Origin of the sequence: Serratia sp. OLAL2 (genome assembly GCF_002752475.1) — a bacterium.
Lineage (GTDB): Bacteria > Pseudomonadota > Gammaproteobacteria > Enterobacterales > Enterobacteriaceae > Serratia > Serratia bockelmannii.
In genome coordinates this window covers 274,320-288,988 of record NZ_MSTL01000017.1, presented here as the reverse complement: position 1 = coordinate 288,988, position 14,669 = coordinate 274,320, and the positions used below count along the sequence as shown (strand labels likewise).

At 62.6% G+C, this 14,669-nt stretch carries 14 protein-coding genes; 13 read left to right on the top strand and 1 reads right to left on the bottom strand.

Annotation, left to right across the window (positions count from 1 at the left end):
* The first annotated feature begins 17 nt into the window (after positions 1 to 17).
* Together BVU99_RS13005 and aroL are read left to right on the top strand one after the other, a co-directional pair.
* A complete protein-coding gene (locus BVU99_RS13005; protein ID WP_089195577.1) occupies positions 18 to 536 on the top strand; it encodes a GNAT family N-acetyltransferase in 519 nt (172 codons plus the stop codon).
* 109 nt (positions 537 to 645) lie between these two features.
* Positions 646 to 1,170, top strand: a complete 525-nt coding sequence (aroL, locus tag BVU99_RS13000) for a shikimate kinase AroL (protein ID WP_089195578.1) — start codon at positions 646 to 648, stop codon at positions 1,168 to 1,170.
* Positions 1,171 to 1,206: 36 nt separating this feature from the next.
* On the opposite strand, the gene BVU99_RS12995 is transcribed toward aroL, so the two are convergent.
* Positions 1,207 to 1,950, bottom strand: a complete 744-nt coding sequence (locus BVU99_RS12995) for a helix-turn-helix transcriptional regulator (RefSeq protein WP_049295126.1) — start codon at positions 1,948 to 1,950, stop codon at positions 1,207 to 1,209.
* Positions 1,951 to 2,046: 96 nt separating this feature from the next.
* Here BVU99_RS12995 and BVU99_RS12990 point away from each other — a divergent pair, with 96 nt between their 5' ends.
* From BVU99_RS12990 to BVU99_RS12940, 11 genes are all read left to right on the top strand, one after another.
* Positions 2,047 to 2,451, top strand: coding sequence for a nuclear transport factor 2 family protein (locus BVU99_RS12990; protein WP_060432538.1), 405 nt, complete (start codon positions 2,047 to 2,049; stop codon positions 2,449 to 2,451).
* A gap of 47 nt (positions 2,452 to 2,498) precedes the next feature.
* The gene (locus tag BVU99_RS12985) at positions 2,499 to 2,699 is read left to right on the top strand and encodes a YaiA family protein (RefSeq protein ID WP_004940491.1); all 201 of its coding nucleotides are present in this window, start codon (positions 2,499 to 2,501) and stop codon (positions 2,697 to 2,699) included.
* Between the two features lie 146 nt (positions 2,700 to 2,845).
* Positions 2,846 to 3,346 (top strand): RNA polymerase sigma factor, encoded by a 501-nt coding sequence (locus BVU99_RS12980; RefSeq protein WP_049206220.1) that lies wholly within the window; start codon positions 2,846 to 2,848, stop codon positions 3,344 to 3,346.
* Positions 3,347 to 3,422: 76 nt separating this feature from the next.
* Positions 3,423 to 4,376: a FecR domain-containing protein gene (locus BVU99_RS12975; RefSeq protein ID WP_049295127.1), complete on the top strand. Its 954-nt coding sequence runs from the start codon at positions 3,423 to 3,425 to the stop codon at positions 4,374 to 4,376.
* A gap of 156 nt (positions 4,377 to 4,532) precedes the next feature.
* The gene (locus tag BVU99_RS12970) at positions 4,533 to 7,232 is read left to right on the top strand and encodes a TonB-dependent receptor (protein ID WP_025301725.1); all 2,700 of its coding nucleotides are present in this window, start codon (positions 4,533 to 4,535) and stop codon (positions 7,230 to 7,232) included.
* A gap of 78 nt (positions 7,233 to 7,310) precedes the next feature.
* Positions 7,311 to 7,877, top strand: a complete 567-nt coding sequence (locus BVU99_RS12965) for a heme acquisition protein HasA (protein ID WP_025301726.1) — start codon at positions 7,311 to 7,313, stop codon at positions 7,875 to 7,877.
* A 72-nt stretch (positions 7,878 to 7,949) separates the two neighbouring features.
* Entirely contained in the window at positions 7,950 to 9,728 is a 1,779-nt protein-coding gene (locus tag BVU99_RS12960; RefSeq protein WP_049206216.1) for a type I secretion system permease/ATPase, read from the top strand.
* Positions 9,725 to 11,056, top strand: a complete 1,332-nt coding sequence (locus BVU99_RS12955) for an HlyD family type I secretion periplasmic adaptor subunit (RefSeq protein ID WP_025301728.1) — start codon at positions 9,725 to 9,727, stop codon at positions 11,054 to 11,056. The genes BVU99_RS12960 and BVU99_RS12955 overlap by 4 nt, the downstream gene beginning before the upstream one ends.
* Positions 11,057 to 11,058: 2 nt before the next feature.
* Entirely contained in the window at positions 11,059 to 11,850 is a 792-nt protein-coding gene (locus BVU99_RS12950) for an energy transducer TonB (protein WP_099817522.1), read from the top strand.
* Positions 11,851 to 12,103: 253 nt separating this feature from the next.
* Positions 12,104 to 12,877 (top strand): IclR family transcriptional regulator, encoded by a 774-nt coding sequence (locus BVU99_RS12945; RefSeq protein WP_025301730.1) that lies wholly within the window; start codon positions 12,104 to 12,106, stop codon positions 12,875 to 12,877.
* 219 nt (positions 12,878 to 13,096) lie between these two features.
* The gene (locus BVU99_RS12940) at positions 13,097 to 14,653 is read left to right on the top strand and encodes an OPT/YSL family transporter (RefSeq protein ID WP_043135614.1); all 1,557 of its coding nucleotides are present in this window, start codon (positions 13,097 to 13,099) and stop codon (positions 14,651 to 14,653) included.
* The last annotated feature ends 16 nt before the right edge of the window (positions 14,654 to 14,669 follow it).

Sequence of the window (14,669 nt, the reverse complement as noted above, 5' to 3'; positions counted from 1 at the left end):
AACGTTAAGGAGAACTCATGAGCCTGCAGATCCGTTTGGCGCAGCAGCGAGATATCGCGCATCTGATGACGGTTGAACGTTCGGCGGCGCAGCTGTTTCGCCAGCAGCCGGAATGGCGCTTTATCGCCGAAGGCGAGGTGATGGCCCCGAAACAGCACGCCGCGTTTATCGCCGAGCGCCGTGAATGGCTGGCGGAAAGCGACAACGGTGAGTGCGCCGGTTTTATCGCCGTGTTGGCTCAGGGGGAAGACTGGCATGTCGCCGAATTATCGGTCGCCGCTGCCTGGCAACGGCAGGGCGTCGGCCGCCGCCTGATCGGCGCGGTGGTGGAAGAAGCCAAACGGCAGGGCGCCACTCGCCTGACGCTCACCACCTTCATTGATGTGCCGTGGAATGCGCCCTACTACCGGCGGCTGGGATTCCGGCCGCTCGACGACGCGCGGCTCACGGTCGCCCTGCGGCGGCACCTGGATGAGGATCTGGCGCACGGCTTTGCCGTCGGCAGTCGCTGTGCCATGGAATTTACACTATCGTAAATATTGAAATACAGAGCGGGCAGGGTATGATGCAGCCACCACGCCATCGCACCCGCTCGGTATTTTGGTATGCAATGCACTCAAGTCACCGCATAAGGGACAACCCGTAATGACACAAACCCTGTTCATGATAGGCGCTCGCGGAGCCGGCAAGACCACGGTAGGCAGCGCATTGGCGCTGGCGTTGGGCTATCAGTTTGTCGATACCGATCTGTTTATGCAGCAAGCGGCGCAGATGAGCGTGGCGGAAATGGTCGAGCGCGAGGGCTGGCTGGGGTTTCGTCGCCGAGAGACCATCGCGTTGCAAGCTGTGACCAAGCCGTCAACTGTAGTTGCCACCGGCGGCGGGGCGATCCTGGCGGAGGAGAACCGTCAGTTTATGCGCCAGCATGGCACCGTTATCTACCTGCGCGCGCCGGCCAGCGTGCTGGCGCAGCGGTTGGAAGAGTACCCGGAAGATGCGCAGCGCCCGACGCTCACCGGCAGGCCGATCGCCGAAGAGATGCTCGAGGTGCTGGCCGCGCGTGAAGCGCTGTATCAGGATGCCGCGCATTACGTGATGGACGGCGCCGCCGATCCGCAGCGGGTGGTGGAGCAAATCCTCGCGGTGCTGCCGCGTGAGACGGTGAAATAACCCTTTCTTCTCTTCGGGCGCTGGGCGCCCGTTTTCCTATTCCGTTTGCCGAGCGGCCGCAAAGTACGCCCCGGGCGTGACGCCGAAGCGGCGGCGAAAGGCGGCGATGTAGGCGCTGACGTTGTCGTAACCACAGGTGTCGGCCACTTCGGCGACCGCTGCGCCGCGTGATAATCCCTCCAGTGAACGCAATACCCGCGCCTGCTGGCGCCACAGCGCGAAGCTGATGCCGGTTTCCTGCACAAAGCGGCGGCTCAGGGTGCGCGGGCTGAGCCCGGCCCAGTCGGCCCAGTCGCGCTGGCTGCGCAGGCTGGCGGGATCGTTCAGCAGCGCCCGGGCGATGTTCAGCAACCGGGCGTCCTGCGGCAGCGGCAATTGCAACGGCGCGCGGCTTGCCGCGTGCATTTCATCCAGCAGCACCTGCAGCAGCCGCCGTTGCGGCGCACTCAGTGGGCCGGCGGGGAACTGCGCGATACGCTCCACCAGGGCCTGCAACAGCGCAGAGGCCGTGAACAGCTGCGGCTGCGGCGGCATCTCCGGCACGCTTTCCCCCGGTAGATACAGACTCCAGCCCGCTACGTCGCCGCAGGCCAGCGCCTGATGGGCGCATCCCGGCGGCAGCCAGCCCAGCGTACCGCCGGTGATCGCCCATTGCCGGCCCGGGAGTTCCATTGCCAGCATGCCACGCGTCAAGAGATAGATCTGGCCGCCTTCGTGCCGGTGCCAGGGCGTCAGGTGCTTTTTTTCATGCTGAAGGCGTTGGCTGCGGATCTGCGTCATGTTGGCCGTTTAACGTTATTGAAAGTCTTGATGTGGTTATTATGCCATCGCCTGGCCGGGATAGGATCGCCGTTCACCCTATTTCGGAGAAACGTGATGACTCAAGTTACCCCACTGAACCTGGTGCTCGATACGCTGCAGCAGGTCGTCGCCAGCCCGGAGCATCGGCCGACGCAGCTCGCTGCCCGTTTCAGCGCAGACTACCGCCAGCAGGTGGATGGCAAGGTGCTGAACTTCGCGCAGTTTGAGCAACATATGGCGCTGCTGAAACGGCAAACCCGCCGCATGACGCTGAGCGTGATCGCGGCGGCGGAGCAGGGCGAGGCAGTGCTGACCCACCATCTGGTCGAGGTGGAAAAGCGCGACGGTACCCGCAGCCGCGTGCGGGTGCTGGCGCACTTCACCGTGCGTGAAGGTCGCATTTGCGCCTGCGACGAACTGACCGAGCTGTTGGCGGGCGCCCCCGGCGATCGCGATCTTGGCTCGCGCGTGCCGGAATGAGGGCGGCTGCTATACTTGCTACTGTGTGAAACACACGGGAGAACGGCATGCGCGAAAATGATCAACCTGCTTATCCACGGAGCGCCCGCGTCGTTGAGGTGTTTCGGGGCGACCCGAACCTGCATCTGCGCCGTTTTGAAGTGCGCACCGACGACATTGAGCCGAATACGCTGCTCAGTGAACATGAAACCGAGCAGGAAGCGCTCGACGCCAAGCACCGCTATGAAGACGAGGCGCTAGAGCTCTGACCTGCTGCACAGCGGAAACCGGCGCCAGGCCGGTTTCCTGTTTATCCCCCCGCGTTAGCATATATTTCCCAGAACAATATTGATAATGATAATCATTTATGTGATTTTTATCGCCCCTATTGGGTGTTTCACTTCTGGGAAAAGAGATGTCCAATTCCGAGTTGCAGGCGCTGTTTCTGCGCCATATGCGGCCGCTGCAAGCCTATTTGAATGCCAAACTGCGCGACCCTCAGCTGGCCGCGGATTTGGCGCAGGAAAGTTTTACCCGCCTTACCGAGCAATATCCGCAGGGTAACATTCTCGATATCGAAGCCTACCTGTACAAAACCGCCAAAAACCTGATGCTCGACCATGTGCGCCAGCAGCAGCGGCGGCAGACCGAAGCGGTCGAAGACGACATTCTGGCGCAGTATCCCTCCGGTGAACCGGCGCTTGAACAACGGGCGATCGATAGCCAATTGCTGCAGCTGTTGCAGCAGGCGCTAGCGGACATGCCGCCGCGCACGCAGCAAATTTTCCGCCTTAACCGGCTCGATGGCCTGACCCAGGCGCAGGTGGCGGCGCAGCTGGGCGTGTCGCTCAGCACGGTGGAAAAACACCTGGCCAGCGCCCTCGAGCGGCTGATGGCGCGGATGGAAGAACAATAATGGCAATTTTTTTACGGGTTTATCCGCGCTCAGACGTCTTAACCTATAACCAGAAAAAACAGAGGTCTATGCCATTATGAAACCGCTAACCGCACAGGCGCGACAGCAGGCGGCCGCCTGGGCCGTGAGTCTGGCCGAAGGGGCGCTGCCGGCCGATCGGCGGCGAGCGTTGGACGCCTGGCTGGCCGCCGATCCGCAGCATCCGGCGGCGCTGCGTCAGGCTCGCCTGCTGTGGACGACGCTTGGGCAACTGCCGCCTGAGCAGCGGCAGGCGTTACAACCGCAGGTGGCGGCGCTGAAAACGCCCTCTCGCTATCGATGGCCCCGCTGGGCGGTGGCAGCGGCGGTGGCGCTCGCCGTTTCATTCGGCGTTTATCGCGGGCCGGATCTGTGGATCGGCCTGCAGGCCGATTATCAAACCGTTCGCGGTGAGGTGCGCGAAGTTGCTTTGCCGGACGGCAGCCGGGTGTCGCTGGACAGCGGCAGCGCGATCGCGCTGGCGTATTCCGCAGATGAGCGCAAGGTGCGGCTGCTGAGCGGCGCCGCCTATTTTATCGTCGCGCCGTTGGGCGGGGCGGAAAGCCGTCCGTTCAGGGTGGAGGCGAAAAACGGCGTCACCCAGGCGCTGGGCACCGAGTTCAGCGTGGCGCGCACTGAACAGGGCGTCGACGTCAGCGTGCATCAGCACAGCGTGCGGGTGACGCTTGAGCGCGGCGAGCGCTCGCTGGTGGTCGCGCAACGCCAGGCGGCGCATTACCGCAACGGGCAGCTGCAGCTGACGCGGCAAACGGCCGGTGATGACGCTTGGCGACGCGGCTGGCTGGTGATCGACCGCCAACCGCTGACGCAGGCGCTCGCGCAGCTCAACCGCTATCGCGGGACCCGCATCGTGGCGGTCAATCCCGCGCTAAGAACGCGCACCGTGAGCGGTGTGTTCGCGCTCAATAAACTCGACGACGGCGTCGGTGCCATTCGTCAGGAACTCTCCGCCCGCCAGCTGAATCTCCCCGGCATCACGCTGCTTTACTGAGCGGCCAAGGCGGGCCGGGATGCCCGCTTCGCCGTTATTTTCACTTTCTGTAAAAAATCTTTACGGGTTTTTGCCTCCCGGAACGTCCTTATGTTTAAACGAGATTGATTTCCATTATCACTTAGTTTGGCATTCTTTCGGGTGGAACACACACGCATGCTTATTCACAAGGGAACCACGCCGGCCGGCCGATTGGCCACGGCGGTACGCGCCGCGCTGGCGGCGATGATGTTGACTCAGCCGGCGGTGGCGCTTGCCGTCCAGGCTGAGGCGAACGGCGCGCAGGCCGCACAGCAAAAGAATTTCAACATTGCGGCGCAGCCGCTGCAGAGTGCCATGTTGCGCTTCGCCGAGCAGGCCGGCATGCAGGTGTTTTTTGACGAGGTGAAACTCGACGGCATGCAGGCGGCGGCGCTGAACGGCAGCATGAGCGTTGAACAGGGCCTGCGGCGCTTGATCGGCGGCAATCCGGTGGCTTTCCGCCTGCAGCCGCAGGGGCAAATCGTATTGAGTCGGCTGCCGACGGCGAACGGCGACGGTGGCGCGCTGGCGTTGGACAGCCTGACGGTGCTGGGTGCCAGCGGCATCAACGCCAACGATTGGGTTTACGACGAACCGCGCTCGGTCAGCGTCATCAGCCGCGAACAGATGGACAACCGCCCGGCGCGACACGCGGCCGATATTCTGGAGCAGACTACGGGAGCCTATTCCAGCGTCAGCCAGCAAGATCCTGCGCTGTCGGTCAACATCCGCGGCATACAAGACTATGGCCGGGTGAACATGAATATCGACGGCATGCGGCAGAATTTTCAAAAGAGCGGCCATGGTCAGCGTAATGGCACCATGTACATCGATTCCGAACTGCTGTCCGGCGTGACTATCGACAAGGGCACCACCGGCGGCATGGGCAGCGCCGGCACGCTCGGCGGCATTGCCACCTTCAATACCGTCAGCGCGAGCGATTTCCTGGCGCCGGGCAAAGAGCTGGGCGGCAAGCTGCACGCCAGCACCGGCGATAACGGCACCCACTTCATCGGCAGCGGCGTACTGGCATTGGGCAACGAAACCGGCGATATCCTGCTGGCTGCCAGCGAACGCCACCTCGGCGATTATTGGCCCGGCAACAAGGGCGATATCGGTAACATTCGCATCAATAACGACACCGGCAATTACGATCGCTACGCCGAGAGCATCAAGAACAACAAAATCCCCGACACAAATTACCGTATGCACTCGCGGCTGGCCAAGGTGGGCTGGAATCTGCCCGCCAACCAACGCCTGCAGCTGAGCTATTTGCAGACCCAGACCGCGTCGCCGATCGCCGGCACGTTGACCAACCTGGGCACCCGCCCGCCCTATGAACTGGGCTGGAAGCGCACCGGTTACAGCGACGTGATGGCGCGCAACGCGGCGTTTGATTACAGCCTGGCGCCGGAAGACGTCGACTGGCTCGATTTTCAGGCCAAGCTGTATTACGTCGATACTCAGGATGACAGCGACACCTACAGCACCAGCTCGCTGCTGGACAACGGCTACGCGACGCGTACCCGCCTGCGTACCTACGGCGCGCAGGCGCAAAATACCTCGCGCTTCAGCCTGGCGCCGGGGCATGACTTCCGCGCCAACTACGGGCTGGAGTTTTATTACGACAAGGCAACCAGCGACTCTTCCCGCCAAGGCATGGAAGGGGTGACGCCGGCCGGCAACCGTTCGGTCGCCAGCCTGTTCGCCAACCTGACCTACGACTACGACGGCTGGCTGACGTTGGAGGGCGGGCTGCGTTACGACCGCTATCGCCTGCGCGGCCAGACCGGCCTGAGCTATCCGGATTTGGCCAAGGATGGGCAACGCTACACGATTGACAATCCTTGCAAAGCGTTGCGTCTGACCGGCTGTTCAACCACCACCCGCGAAGATTGGGACGTGGATCGCGATCAGGGCAAGCTGTCGCCAACGCTGGCGGTGGCGGTACGCCCCGGCGTGGAGTGGCTTGAGCTGTATACCACCTACGGCAAATCCTGGCGGCCGCCGGCGATCACCGAAACGCTGACCAACGGCAGCGCGCACAGTTCATCCACGCAATACCCCAACCCGTTCCTGCAGCCCGAGCGCTCGCGCGCCTGGGAAGTCGGGTTCAACGTGCAGCAGCCGGATCTGTGGTTTGAGGGCGATCGGTTGGTGGCGAAGGTGGCCTACTTCGATACCAAAGTGGATAACTACATCAACCTGGCGATAGACCGCAATAAACCGGGGCTGGTGCAGCCGAGCATCGGCAATGCTGCTTACGTCAACAACCTGTCGAAAACCCGCTTCCGCGGGCTGGAGTACCAGCTCAACTATGACGCCGGGGTGTTCTACGCCGACCTGACCTATACCCACATGATCGGCAAAAACGAGTTCTGCTCGAACAAGGCCTGGTTGGGAGGGCGTCTGCGCTACGGCGACGGATCGCGCCGCGGCAACTTCTATGTTGAGCCGGATGCCGCTTCCAATGACTTCGTCACGTGTGACGGGGGGACGCAGTTCGGCTCCGCCGCCTACCTGCCAGGCGATCGCGGTTCGGTGACGCTGGGCGGCCGCGCCTTCGATCGCAAGCTGGACGCCGGGGTGACCGTGCGCTTTGCGCCGGGCTATCAGGACAGTTCGGTGCCGTCCAATTACCCGTACCTGGCCGACTGGCCGAAGTACACCCTGTTCGATCTGTACGCCAGCTACAAGCTGACCGACAGCCTGACGCTGCGCGGCTCGGTGGAGAACCTGACTAACCGCGCCTATGTCGTTAGCTACGGCGAGACGCTGGCCAATACCCTCGGGCGCGGCCGCACCGTGCAGGGCGGGGTGGAATACCGTTTTTAAGCAGTAAAAGGGCGTTGCTCATCCTTGAGCACAAGGGCAGCCTCGCAAGGGGCGCCGTTCATCAATGGAGATAGAGAAATGGCATTTTCAGTTAACTATGACAGCAGCTTTGGCGGTTACAGCATTCATGACTATCTGGGCCAATGGGCTTCGACATTTGGTGATATCAACCATACCAACGGTAACGTCACCGACTCCAACAGCGGTGGCTTCTACGGCGGCCGGTTGTCTGGTAGCCAATATGCCGTGACCAGTACGGACAACCATGTCACGTCGGTCGTGGCGGGTGGCAACCTGACCTACACGCTGTTCAATGAACCGGCGCATACCCTGTACGGCCAGCTGGATTCCCTGTCGTTCGGCGACGGTTTGAGCGGTGGCGATACATCGCCGTACAGCATTCAGGTGCCTGACGTCAGCTTCGGCGGCCTGAACCTCAGCAGCCTGCAGGCGCAGGGCCACGATGGCGTGGTGCACCAGGTGGTGTACGGTCTGATGTCCGGCGATACCGGCGCGCTGGAAACCGCGCTGAACGGCATCCTCGACGACTACGGCCTGAGCGTCAATTCCACCTTCGATCAGGTGGCGGCGGCGACGGCGGTGGGCGTGCAGCACGCCGACAGCCCGGAACTGCTGGCGGCCTGATTGCGGCTGTTTGCCCGCCGGCGCCGTGCGCCCCGGCGGGCATTTTCTCGTTTTTAGCCGATGGAAAACGCCATGAAAAACGCCGTCAGGCGCGGAGAAGTGATGAGCGTGCTGGCCGCATACCGGCGCGGATTTTGGGGCATCGCGCTGTTTACCGCGGTGATCAACCTGTTGATGCTGGCACCGGCGCTGTACATGCTGCAGGTCTACGATCGCGTGTTGCCGTCGGGCAACCGCATGACGCTGGCGATGCTGACCCTGATGGTGGTCGGCCTTTACCTGTTTATGGGGCTGCTGGAGTGGGTGCGCAGCCAGGTGGTGATCCGCCTCGGCGCCCAGATGGATATGCGCCTGAATCAGCGGGTCTACGACGCCGCCTTCGAAACCAATCTGAAAACCGGCAACCCGCTGGCGGGGCAGGCGCTGAACGATCTGACCAACCTGCGCCAATTTGCCACCGGCAATGCGCTGTTCGCCTTTTTCGATGCCCCCTGGTTCCCGGTTTATCTGCTGGTGGTGTTTCTGCTCCACCCCTGGCTTGGCGCGTTGGCCAGCGCCGGGGTGATCGTGCTGGTGCTGCTGGCCTGGCTCAACCAGCGGGTGTCGCAGGCGCCGCTCGCGGAGGCCGGCCGGGTCGCGCTGAGCGCCACGCAGCAGGCCAACGGCAACCTGCGTAATGCCGAAGCTATCGCCGCCATGGGGATGCTGACCGACTTGCGCCTGCGCTGGCTGCGGCAGCATCAGCAGTTCCTGCTGTTGCAGAACCGCGCCAGCGAGAAAATCGCCGCCGTCACCGCCTGGTCGAAAACCGTGCGGCTGGCATTGCAGTCGCTGATGTTGGGCTGCGGCGCGCTGCTGGCGGTGAACGGCGATATTACGCCGGGCATGATGATCGCCGGATCGATCCTGATCGGCAGGGTGCTGGGGCCGATCGATCAGCTGATCGGCGCCTGGAAGCAGTGGTCGTCGGCGCGCCAGTCCCTGCAGCGGCTGGAGGTGATGTTGGCCGCTAATCCGCCGCGGGCGGCGAGCCTGCCGCTGCCGGCGCCCAACGGGACATTGACCGTGAATCAGCTGGCCGCCAGCGCGCCCGGCGGGAGTGCACCGGTATTGCACGGCGTCAGTTTTCGTCTGGAGGCCGGCGAGGTGCTGGGCGTCATTGGCGCATCCGGCTCCGGCAAAACGTTGCTGATGCGCCAACTGGTCGGCGCGTTGACGCCGCTCAGCGGCGACGTGCGGCTGGACGGTGCAGATATCCGGCAGTGGGATAAACAGCAGCTGGGGCCGCATATCGGCTACTTGCCGCAGGATATCCAGCTGTTCGCTGGCACCCTGACGGAAAACATCGCCCGCTTTGGCCAGGTTGACGCCGAGAAGGTGGTGGCCGCCGCCGCGCTGGCCGGCGTGCACCAATTGATCCTGCATTTGCCCAAAGGGTATGAAACCGAGCTGGGCGAGGGCGGCAGCGGCCTGTCCGGCGGCCAGCGTCAGCGGGTGGCGCTGGCGCGCGCGCTGTATGGCTCTCCGGCGTTGGTGGTGTTGGACGAACCGAATGCCAACCTCGATCGTGAAGGGGAAGAGGCGCTGCAGCGGGCGATCGAAGCGTTGAAGGCGCGCGGCACCACCATCGTGTTGGTGACCCACAAACCGGCGATCCTGGCGACCACCGACAAATTGCTGGTGCTGGCCGCCGGCCAGGTGCAGCACTTCGGCCCCAGCGACGCCATCCTGAAGAAACTGCCTGGTTTTGCGCCTGCAGCCGTACCGGCCAACGTCGGCCGCAGCAGCGGCGGCTTCAACGTCAACTACGCCAACTTTGCCAAAACGGCCAGCGGTGAACGAAAAGTATGAGCAATCAGAGTGTGATCCCCGGCGATATCGACGCCCTTTCCCGACAGTTCGACGAAGGGCGCCATCTGCGGCTCGGCGGCTGGCTGGTGCTGTTGGGGTTTGGCGGCTTCCTGCTGTGGGGGCTGTTGGCGCCGCTGGACAAAGGCGTGCCGGTTTCCGGCAGCGTGGTGGTGGCCGGCAACCGTAAGGCGGTGCAGCACCCGAGCGGCGGCGTAGTGTCGCAAATTCAAGTGCATGAAGGCGACCGGGTTCGCGCCGGGCAGGTGCTGTTGCTGATGGATACCGTCGACAGCCGCACCCAGCGCGATGCGCTGCGCAGCCAGCAGTTGAGCAACGCCGCGCAGCGGGCGCGGCTGCAGGCCGAACGCGACGGCCTGCAGGCGATCGCTTTCCCGGCATTGCTGCAGGCGCGGCGGGAGGAGCCAGAGGTGATGTCGTTGATGCTGCTGCAGCAGCAGCTGTTCACCAGCCGCCGAGCGGCGCTGCAGAGTGAGCTGGCGGCGATCGCGGAGAGCATTGCCGGATCGCAGGCGATGCTGGAAGGGATCCGTCAGTCTTACGCCAGCAAGCAACGGCAAAAGGCCATGTTGCAGGAGCAGCTGAGCGGTATGCGCAAACTGGCTGCGCAGGGGTATGTGGCGCGCAATCGGCTGCTGGATCTGGAAGGGCAGTATGCGCAGATTGATGGCCAGGCGTCCGAGGACACCGGCAATATCGGCCGCCTGGGCCGCCAAATACTGGAGCTGAAGCTGCGGGCGATCCAGCGGCGGGAAGAGTATCAGAAAGAGGTCAGTAGCCAGCTGGCCGAGGTGCGGATGAAGCTGGACGAACTGGATAACCGCCTGGCCAAGGCGGAGGCCGATCTGGGTCATACGCAGGTGAAAGCGCCGGTGGCGGGCACCGTGGTGGGGCTGAGCGTGTTCACCGAAGGTGGCGTGATCGGCGCCGGTCAGCAACTGATGGAGATCGTGCCCAGCGATCGGGGGCTGCAGGTGGAGGCGCGTATCCCGGTCGAACTGATCGACAAGGTGCAGGTAGGGCTGCCGGTCGAACTGTTGTTCTCGGCGTTCAACCAAAGCACCACGCCGCGCGTCGAGGGCGAGGTGACGCTGGTCGGGGCCGATCGCCTGACCGACGAGAAAAGCGGCGCGCCCTATTACAGCGTGCGCGTCAAGGTCAGCGAAGCGGGGCTGCAACGCCTGAACGGGTTGGAGATCCGCCCGGGGATGCCGGTCGAAGGCTTCATCCGCACCGGCGAGCGTTCGATGATGAACTACCTGTTCAAACCGCTGACCGATCGCCTTCATCTGGCGCTGACGGAAGAGTGAGCATGTCGGTTTCGCCGCTGCCTTTCGCCGCACCCGGTGCCGTCATGCCCTGGCGCCGTTGCCTGGTGCTGGTGCTGGCACTGCACCTGCTGGTTGTGGCGCTGTTCTGGCCCTGGCGGGACCAGGCCGCGCCGGCGTGGGTGCCGCCGCCGGCGGTTATGGTGGTGATGGCCGCCGCACCGCAGGCCCCGGCCGAGGTAAAACAACCGCCGGGGCAAAGGACGCCGCCGCCTCAGGTTGAACCGCCGTCGCCGCCGGAACCCTTGCCGACGGTGAAGGTGCCTGAAGCCGTGCGGCCGAACATCGCCGTACCGCCGAAGCAGAAAAAACCGCCCAAGCCGGTGAAGACTCCCCCCCTGCCGCGCACACCGCCGCAGGAGAAAACGATCGCGCCGCCGAAGGTTCAGGAGCAAAGCGTCGGTGCGCCACCGCCGGGCCGGGCGGATAAAACGGCCGCGCCGCAAACTCGCCTGACGCCCTATTCTCAGGCGGGAGTGGACAACTGGCGCAGCCGCATCAGCGGCCGCCTGAATCGTTTTAAACGTTACCCCAAAGACGCATTGCGGCTAAAGCGCCAGAGCGTCGGGCAGGTGCGTTTCACGTTGGACAGGCAGGGCCATGTGCTGGCGGTGACGCTGGTCAGCAGCGCCGGGTTGCCGTCGCTGGATCGCGAAATCCAGGCGCTGGTCAAACGCGCTTCGCCGCTGCCCACGCCGCCGGCGGACGCCTACGTCAACGGCACGGTGGAATTGACGTTGCCGATCGATTTCAGTTTGCGCGGCGCGGGTTTCTGAGCCGCGGCAATATCTCCTCCTGAGAAAATCATTTTTCAGCAGCTTGTCCTGCTATTCATTATTTTCAGAGCGTATCGTTATTTTATTCGGCGCGGATAAGTCGGCGTTCTACGCAATATTTTCATTTGAAAAGCACGAATGCCTTTTATTTTGCGGCTGACAAAAAATAAACAGCTTGACGCTGCGGAGTTCGGGTTTTAGTTTTTAATTATAAAACAGGAACTGAGTTCCATATAGTGGAACAAGGCGGATCATGACAACGCTGGAAAATGCCGCTGCGGTATTAAAACTCTTTTCTCAACAACGTGTGATGCATGGCCAACCGGGTATTGCATTCAGCGACGTGGTTGAGCAATTGGCGCTGCCGAAAAGCACGGTATCGCGCCTGCTGCAGACCATGGAAAATCAGGGCATGCTGGAGCGCGATCCCGATAGCCGGCGTTATCACATCGGCGCGCTGTTGCTGGCGGCATCCAGCCACTATCTGTCGATGCCGCTGGTGGACAACCTGGCGGCCAGTATGGCGCAGCTGTGCCGCCAGACGGCCTGTACCGGCTACCTTTCGATATTGGAAGGGCAGGAGATCATGGTGATGCGGATGTTCCCCGGCCGCCACTTTTTGCAGGTGGTCACCCCGGCGGGTTACCGTTCGCCGGCGGCGGAAACCTCGGTCGGCCGGGCGATACTGGCGCGTGAAAGCGACGAGCAGGTTCGGGCGCGTTACGCCGGCGGTTACCGGGCGACTTCGCCCAATGCGCCGCAAACGTTGGATGCGCTGTTGCAGACGTTGCAGCAGGTGAGGCGTCAGGGATGGTCGCTGGCGCGCAATGAAACCTTGAACAGCATCAGTTCGCTGGCGACCGCGCTGGTGAACAAGCACGGCAGCGAGACGGTGGGGTTGTGCCTGTCCTTCCCCTCGCAGGGCGAGGAGCAGCCGTTTGTACCGGAAGTCTTGGCCGAATTAACCGCAGTCAGCCGCCAACTGGCGGAAAAATATGGCGATGATTATTGGCAGCAGATCAAATAACGCGCCTGAGCTATCGTGTTGCATCATAATTAACGAGCGCCGACACCAGGGAACTCATTAATTATATTTCACCGTATTTTATTGGTAAGAAATAGACAGGCTGAATAAGAAAATAATCACGTTGTGACACCGGTAGTTCCAAATAATGGAACTGCCGCGGCGAGCTATCGTTTGGCGTTATTTCCGCCACGCAGCAGGAAATATTCAGGGAAACCAAGCATGAAATCAAATAATCCGCTAAAAGAGGCCGGCACGCTGTTGGTCATGGCGCTACTTTCGGTGGTGGGGGCGATCATCGGCGTTCAGCTGATCACCACGCTGGGCGTGACGCCCAACACCTCGATCATCGGTGCGCTGATTGCCATGCTGTTGGCACGCATTCCGCTGAAAATGTTCCAACTCTACCGCTCGGTGCACACTCAGAACCTGGCGCAGACGGTGATCTCCTCTGCCACCTTCGGCGCGGCCAATTGTCTGCTGATGCCGATTGCGGTGCCTTACGTGATGGGGCAACCACAGCTTATTTTACCGATGTTCTGCGGCGTGGCGGCGGCGATGTTGCTTGACGCCTATCTGCTTTATCGCCTGTTCGATACCAAAGTGTTCCCCGCCGCCAATGCCTGGCCGCCCGGCGTCGCCGCCGCGGAAGCGATTAAAGCCGGCGATCGCGGCGGCAAGCAGGCCTGGCTTTTGGTGGTGGGCGTAGGGGTAGGTATCGCCGGATCAATGCTCAAGATCCCCATGGCGGCCTTCGGCACCGCCTTTATCGGCAATATCTGGGCGCTGAGCATGTTTGGCGTCGGGTTATTGTTGCGGGCTTACGCCGATCCGGTGGCCGGTTTCGATATCAATGCCCATTTTATTCCGCACGGCGTGATGGTCGGCGCCGGCCTGGTGGCGCTTATCCAGGTTGCGCAGGTGATCCGCAGCCGCCGCGCCGATAGCGCCGGTTATACCCAACCGGACAGTGCGGTAAGCAAAGCGCTCGGCCTGGGCGCGGTCGGCTACATCGCCATCGCCGCGTTTTTGGCTCTGATCGGCGGGCTGTTCAGCGAGATGTCGCTGCCGATGTTGGCGCTGTTCGTGATATACGCGGCGTTCGCCGCTTTCGTTCATGAGCTGATCGTCGGTATCGCCGCCATGCACTCCGGCTGGTTTCCTGCGTTCGCGGTGGCGTTGATCACCCTGATCGTCGGTATCCTGATCGGTTTCCCACCGCTGGCGCTGTGCATCCTGACCGGTTTTACCGCCGCCACCGGGCCGGCCTTCGCCGACATGGGCTTTGATTTGAAAGCCGGCTTCATCCTGCGTGGCTACGGCGAGGATCTGCGGCAGGAGCTGCTGGGGCGCCGCATTCAGCTGTTTGCGGCGCTGATTGCCTTCCTCATCGCCATTCCGGTGGTTTACCTCTCTTATCACAGCTATTTCCTGCAGGACCTGATCCCGCCGGTCGCGCGCGTTTACGCGAAGACCATCGAGGCCGGTGCGCAGCCGGGTATCGCCTGGAGCCTTTTGATCTGGGCGATCCCCGGCGCCGTGGTACAGCTGATCGGCGGCCCTAAGCGCCAGCTCGGCGTGTTGCTGGCAACCGGTCTGCTGATCAATAACGCCTTGGCCGGGTGGGCGGTGCTGGTGGGTATTGCGCTGCGCGTGGCGATCCTGCGCCGTTGGGGCGATCGTGGCCGCACACCGATGGAGATCATGGCGGCCGGGTTTATCGCCGGCGACGCGCTCTACAACTTCTTCAGCTCGATTTTTTCCAGCAAGGGCAAATAGCCCCTGCCGATGACAT

What these genes read in the sequence shown, in the direction of transcription:
- BVU99_RS13005 (WP_089195577.1), top strand. Translation starts at nt 18, where the DNA reads ATGAGCCTGCAGATCCGTTTGGCGCAGCAGCGAGATATCGCGCATCTG.
- aroL (WP_089195578.1), top strand. Translation starts at nt 646, where the DNA reads ATGACACAAACCCTGTTCATGATAGGCGCTCGCGGAGCCGGCAAGACC.
- BVU99_RS12995 (WP_049295126.1), bottom strand. Translation starts at nt 1,950, where the DNA reads ATGACGCAGATCCGCAGCCAACGCCTTCAGCATGAAAAAAAGCACCTG.
- BVU99_RS12990 (WP_060432538.1), top strand. Translation starts at nt 2,047, where the DNA reads ATGACTCAAGTTACCCCACTGAACCTGGTGCTCGATACGCTGCAGCAG.
- BVU99_RS12985 (WP_004940491.1), top strand. Translation starts at nt 2,499, where the DNA reads ATGCGCGAAAATGATCAACCTGCTTATCCACGGAGCGCCCGCGTCGTT.
- BVU99_RS12980 (WP_049206220.1), top strand. Translation starts at nt 2,846, where the DNA reads ATGTCCAATTCCGAGTTGCAGGCGCTGTTTCTGCGCCATATGCGGCCG.
- BVU99_RS12975 (WP_049295127.1), top strand. Translation starts at nt 3,423, where the DNA reads ATGAAACCGCTAACCGCACAGGCGCGACAGCAGGCGGCCGCCTGGGCC.
- BVU99_RS12970 (WP_025301725.1), top strand. Translation starts at nt 4,533, where the DNA reads ATGCTTATTCACAAGGGAACCACGCCGGCCGGCCGATTGGCCACGGCG.
- BVU99_RS12965 (WP_025301726.1), top strand. Translation starts at nt 7,311, where the DNA reads ATGGCATTTTCAGTTAACTATGACAGCAGCTTTGGCGGTTACAGCATT.
- BVU99_RS12960 (WP_049206216.1), top strand. Translation starts at nt 7,950, where the DNA reads ATGAAAAACGCCGTCAGGCGCGGAGAAGTGATGAGCGTGCTGGCCGCA.
- BVU99_RS12955 (WP_025301728.1), top strand. Translation starts at nt 9,725, where the DNA reads ATGAGCAATCAGAGTGTGATCCCCGGCGATATCGACGCCCTTTCCCGA.
- BVU99_RS12950 (WP_099817522.1), top strand. Translation starts at nt 11,059, where the DNA reads ATGTCGGTTTCGCCGCTGCCTTTCGCCGCACCCGGTGCCGTCATGCCC.
- BVU99_RS12945 (WP_025301730.1), top strand. Translation starts at nt 12,104, where the DNA reads ATGACAACGCTGGAAAATGCCGCTGCGGTATTAAAACTCTTTTCTCAA.
- BVU99_RS12940 (WP_043135614.1), top strand. Translation starts at nt 13,097, where the DNA reads ATGAAATCAAATAATCCGCTAAAAGAGGCCGGCACGCTGTTGGTCATG.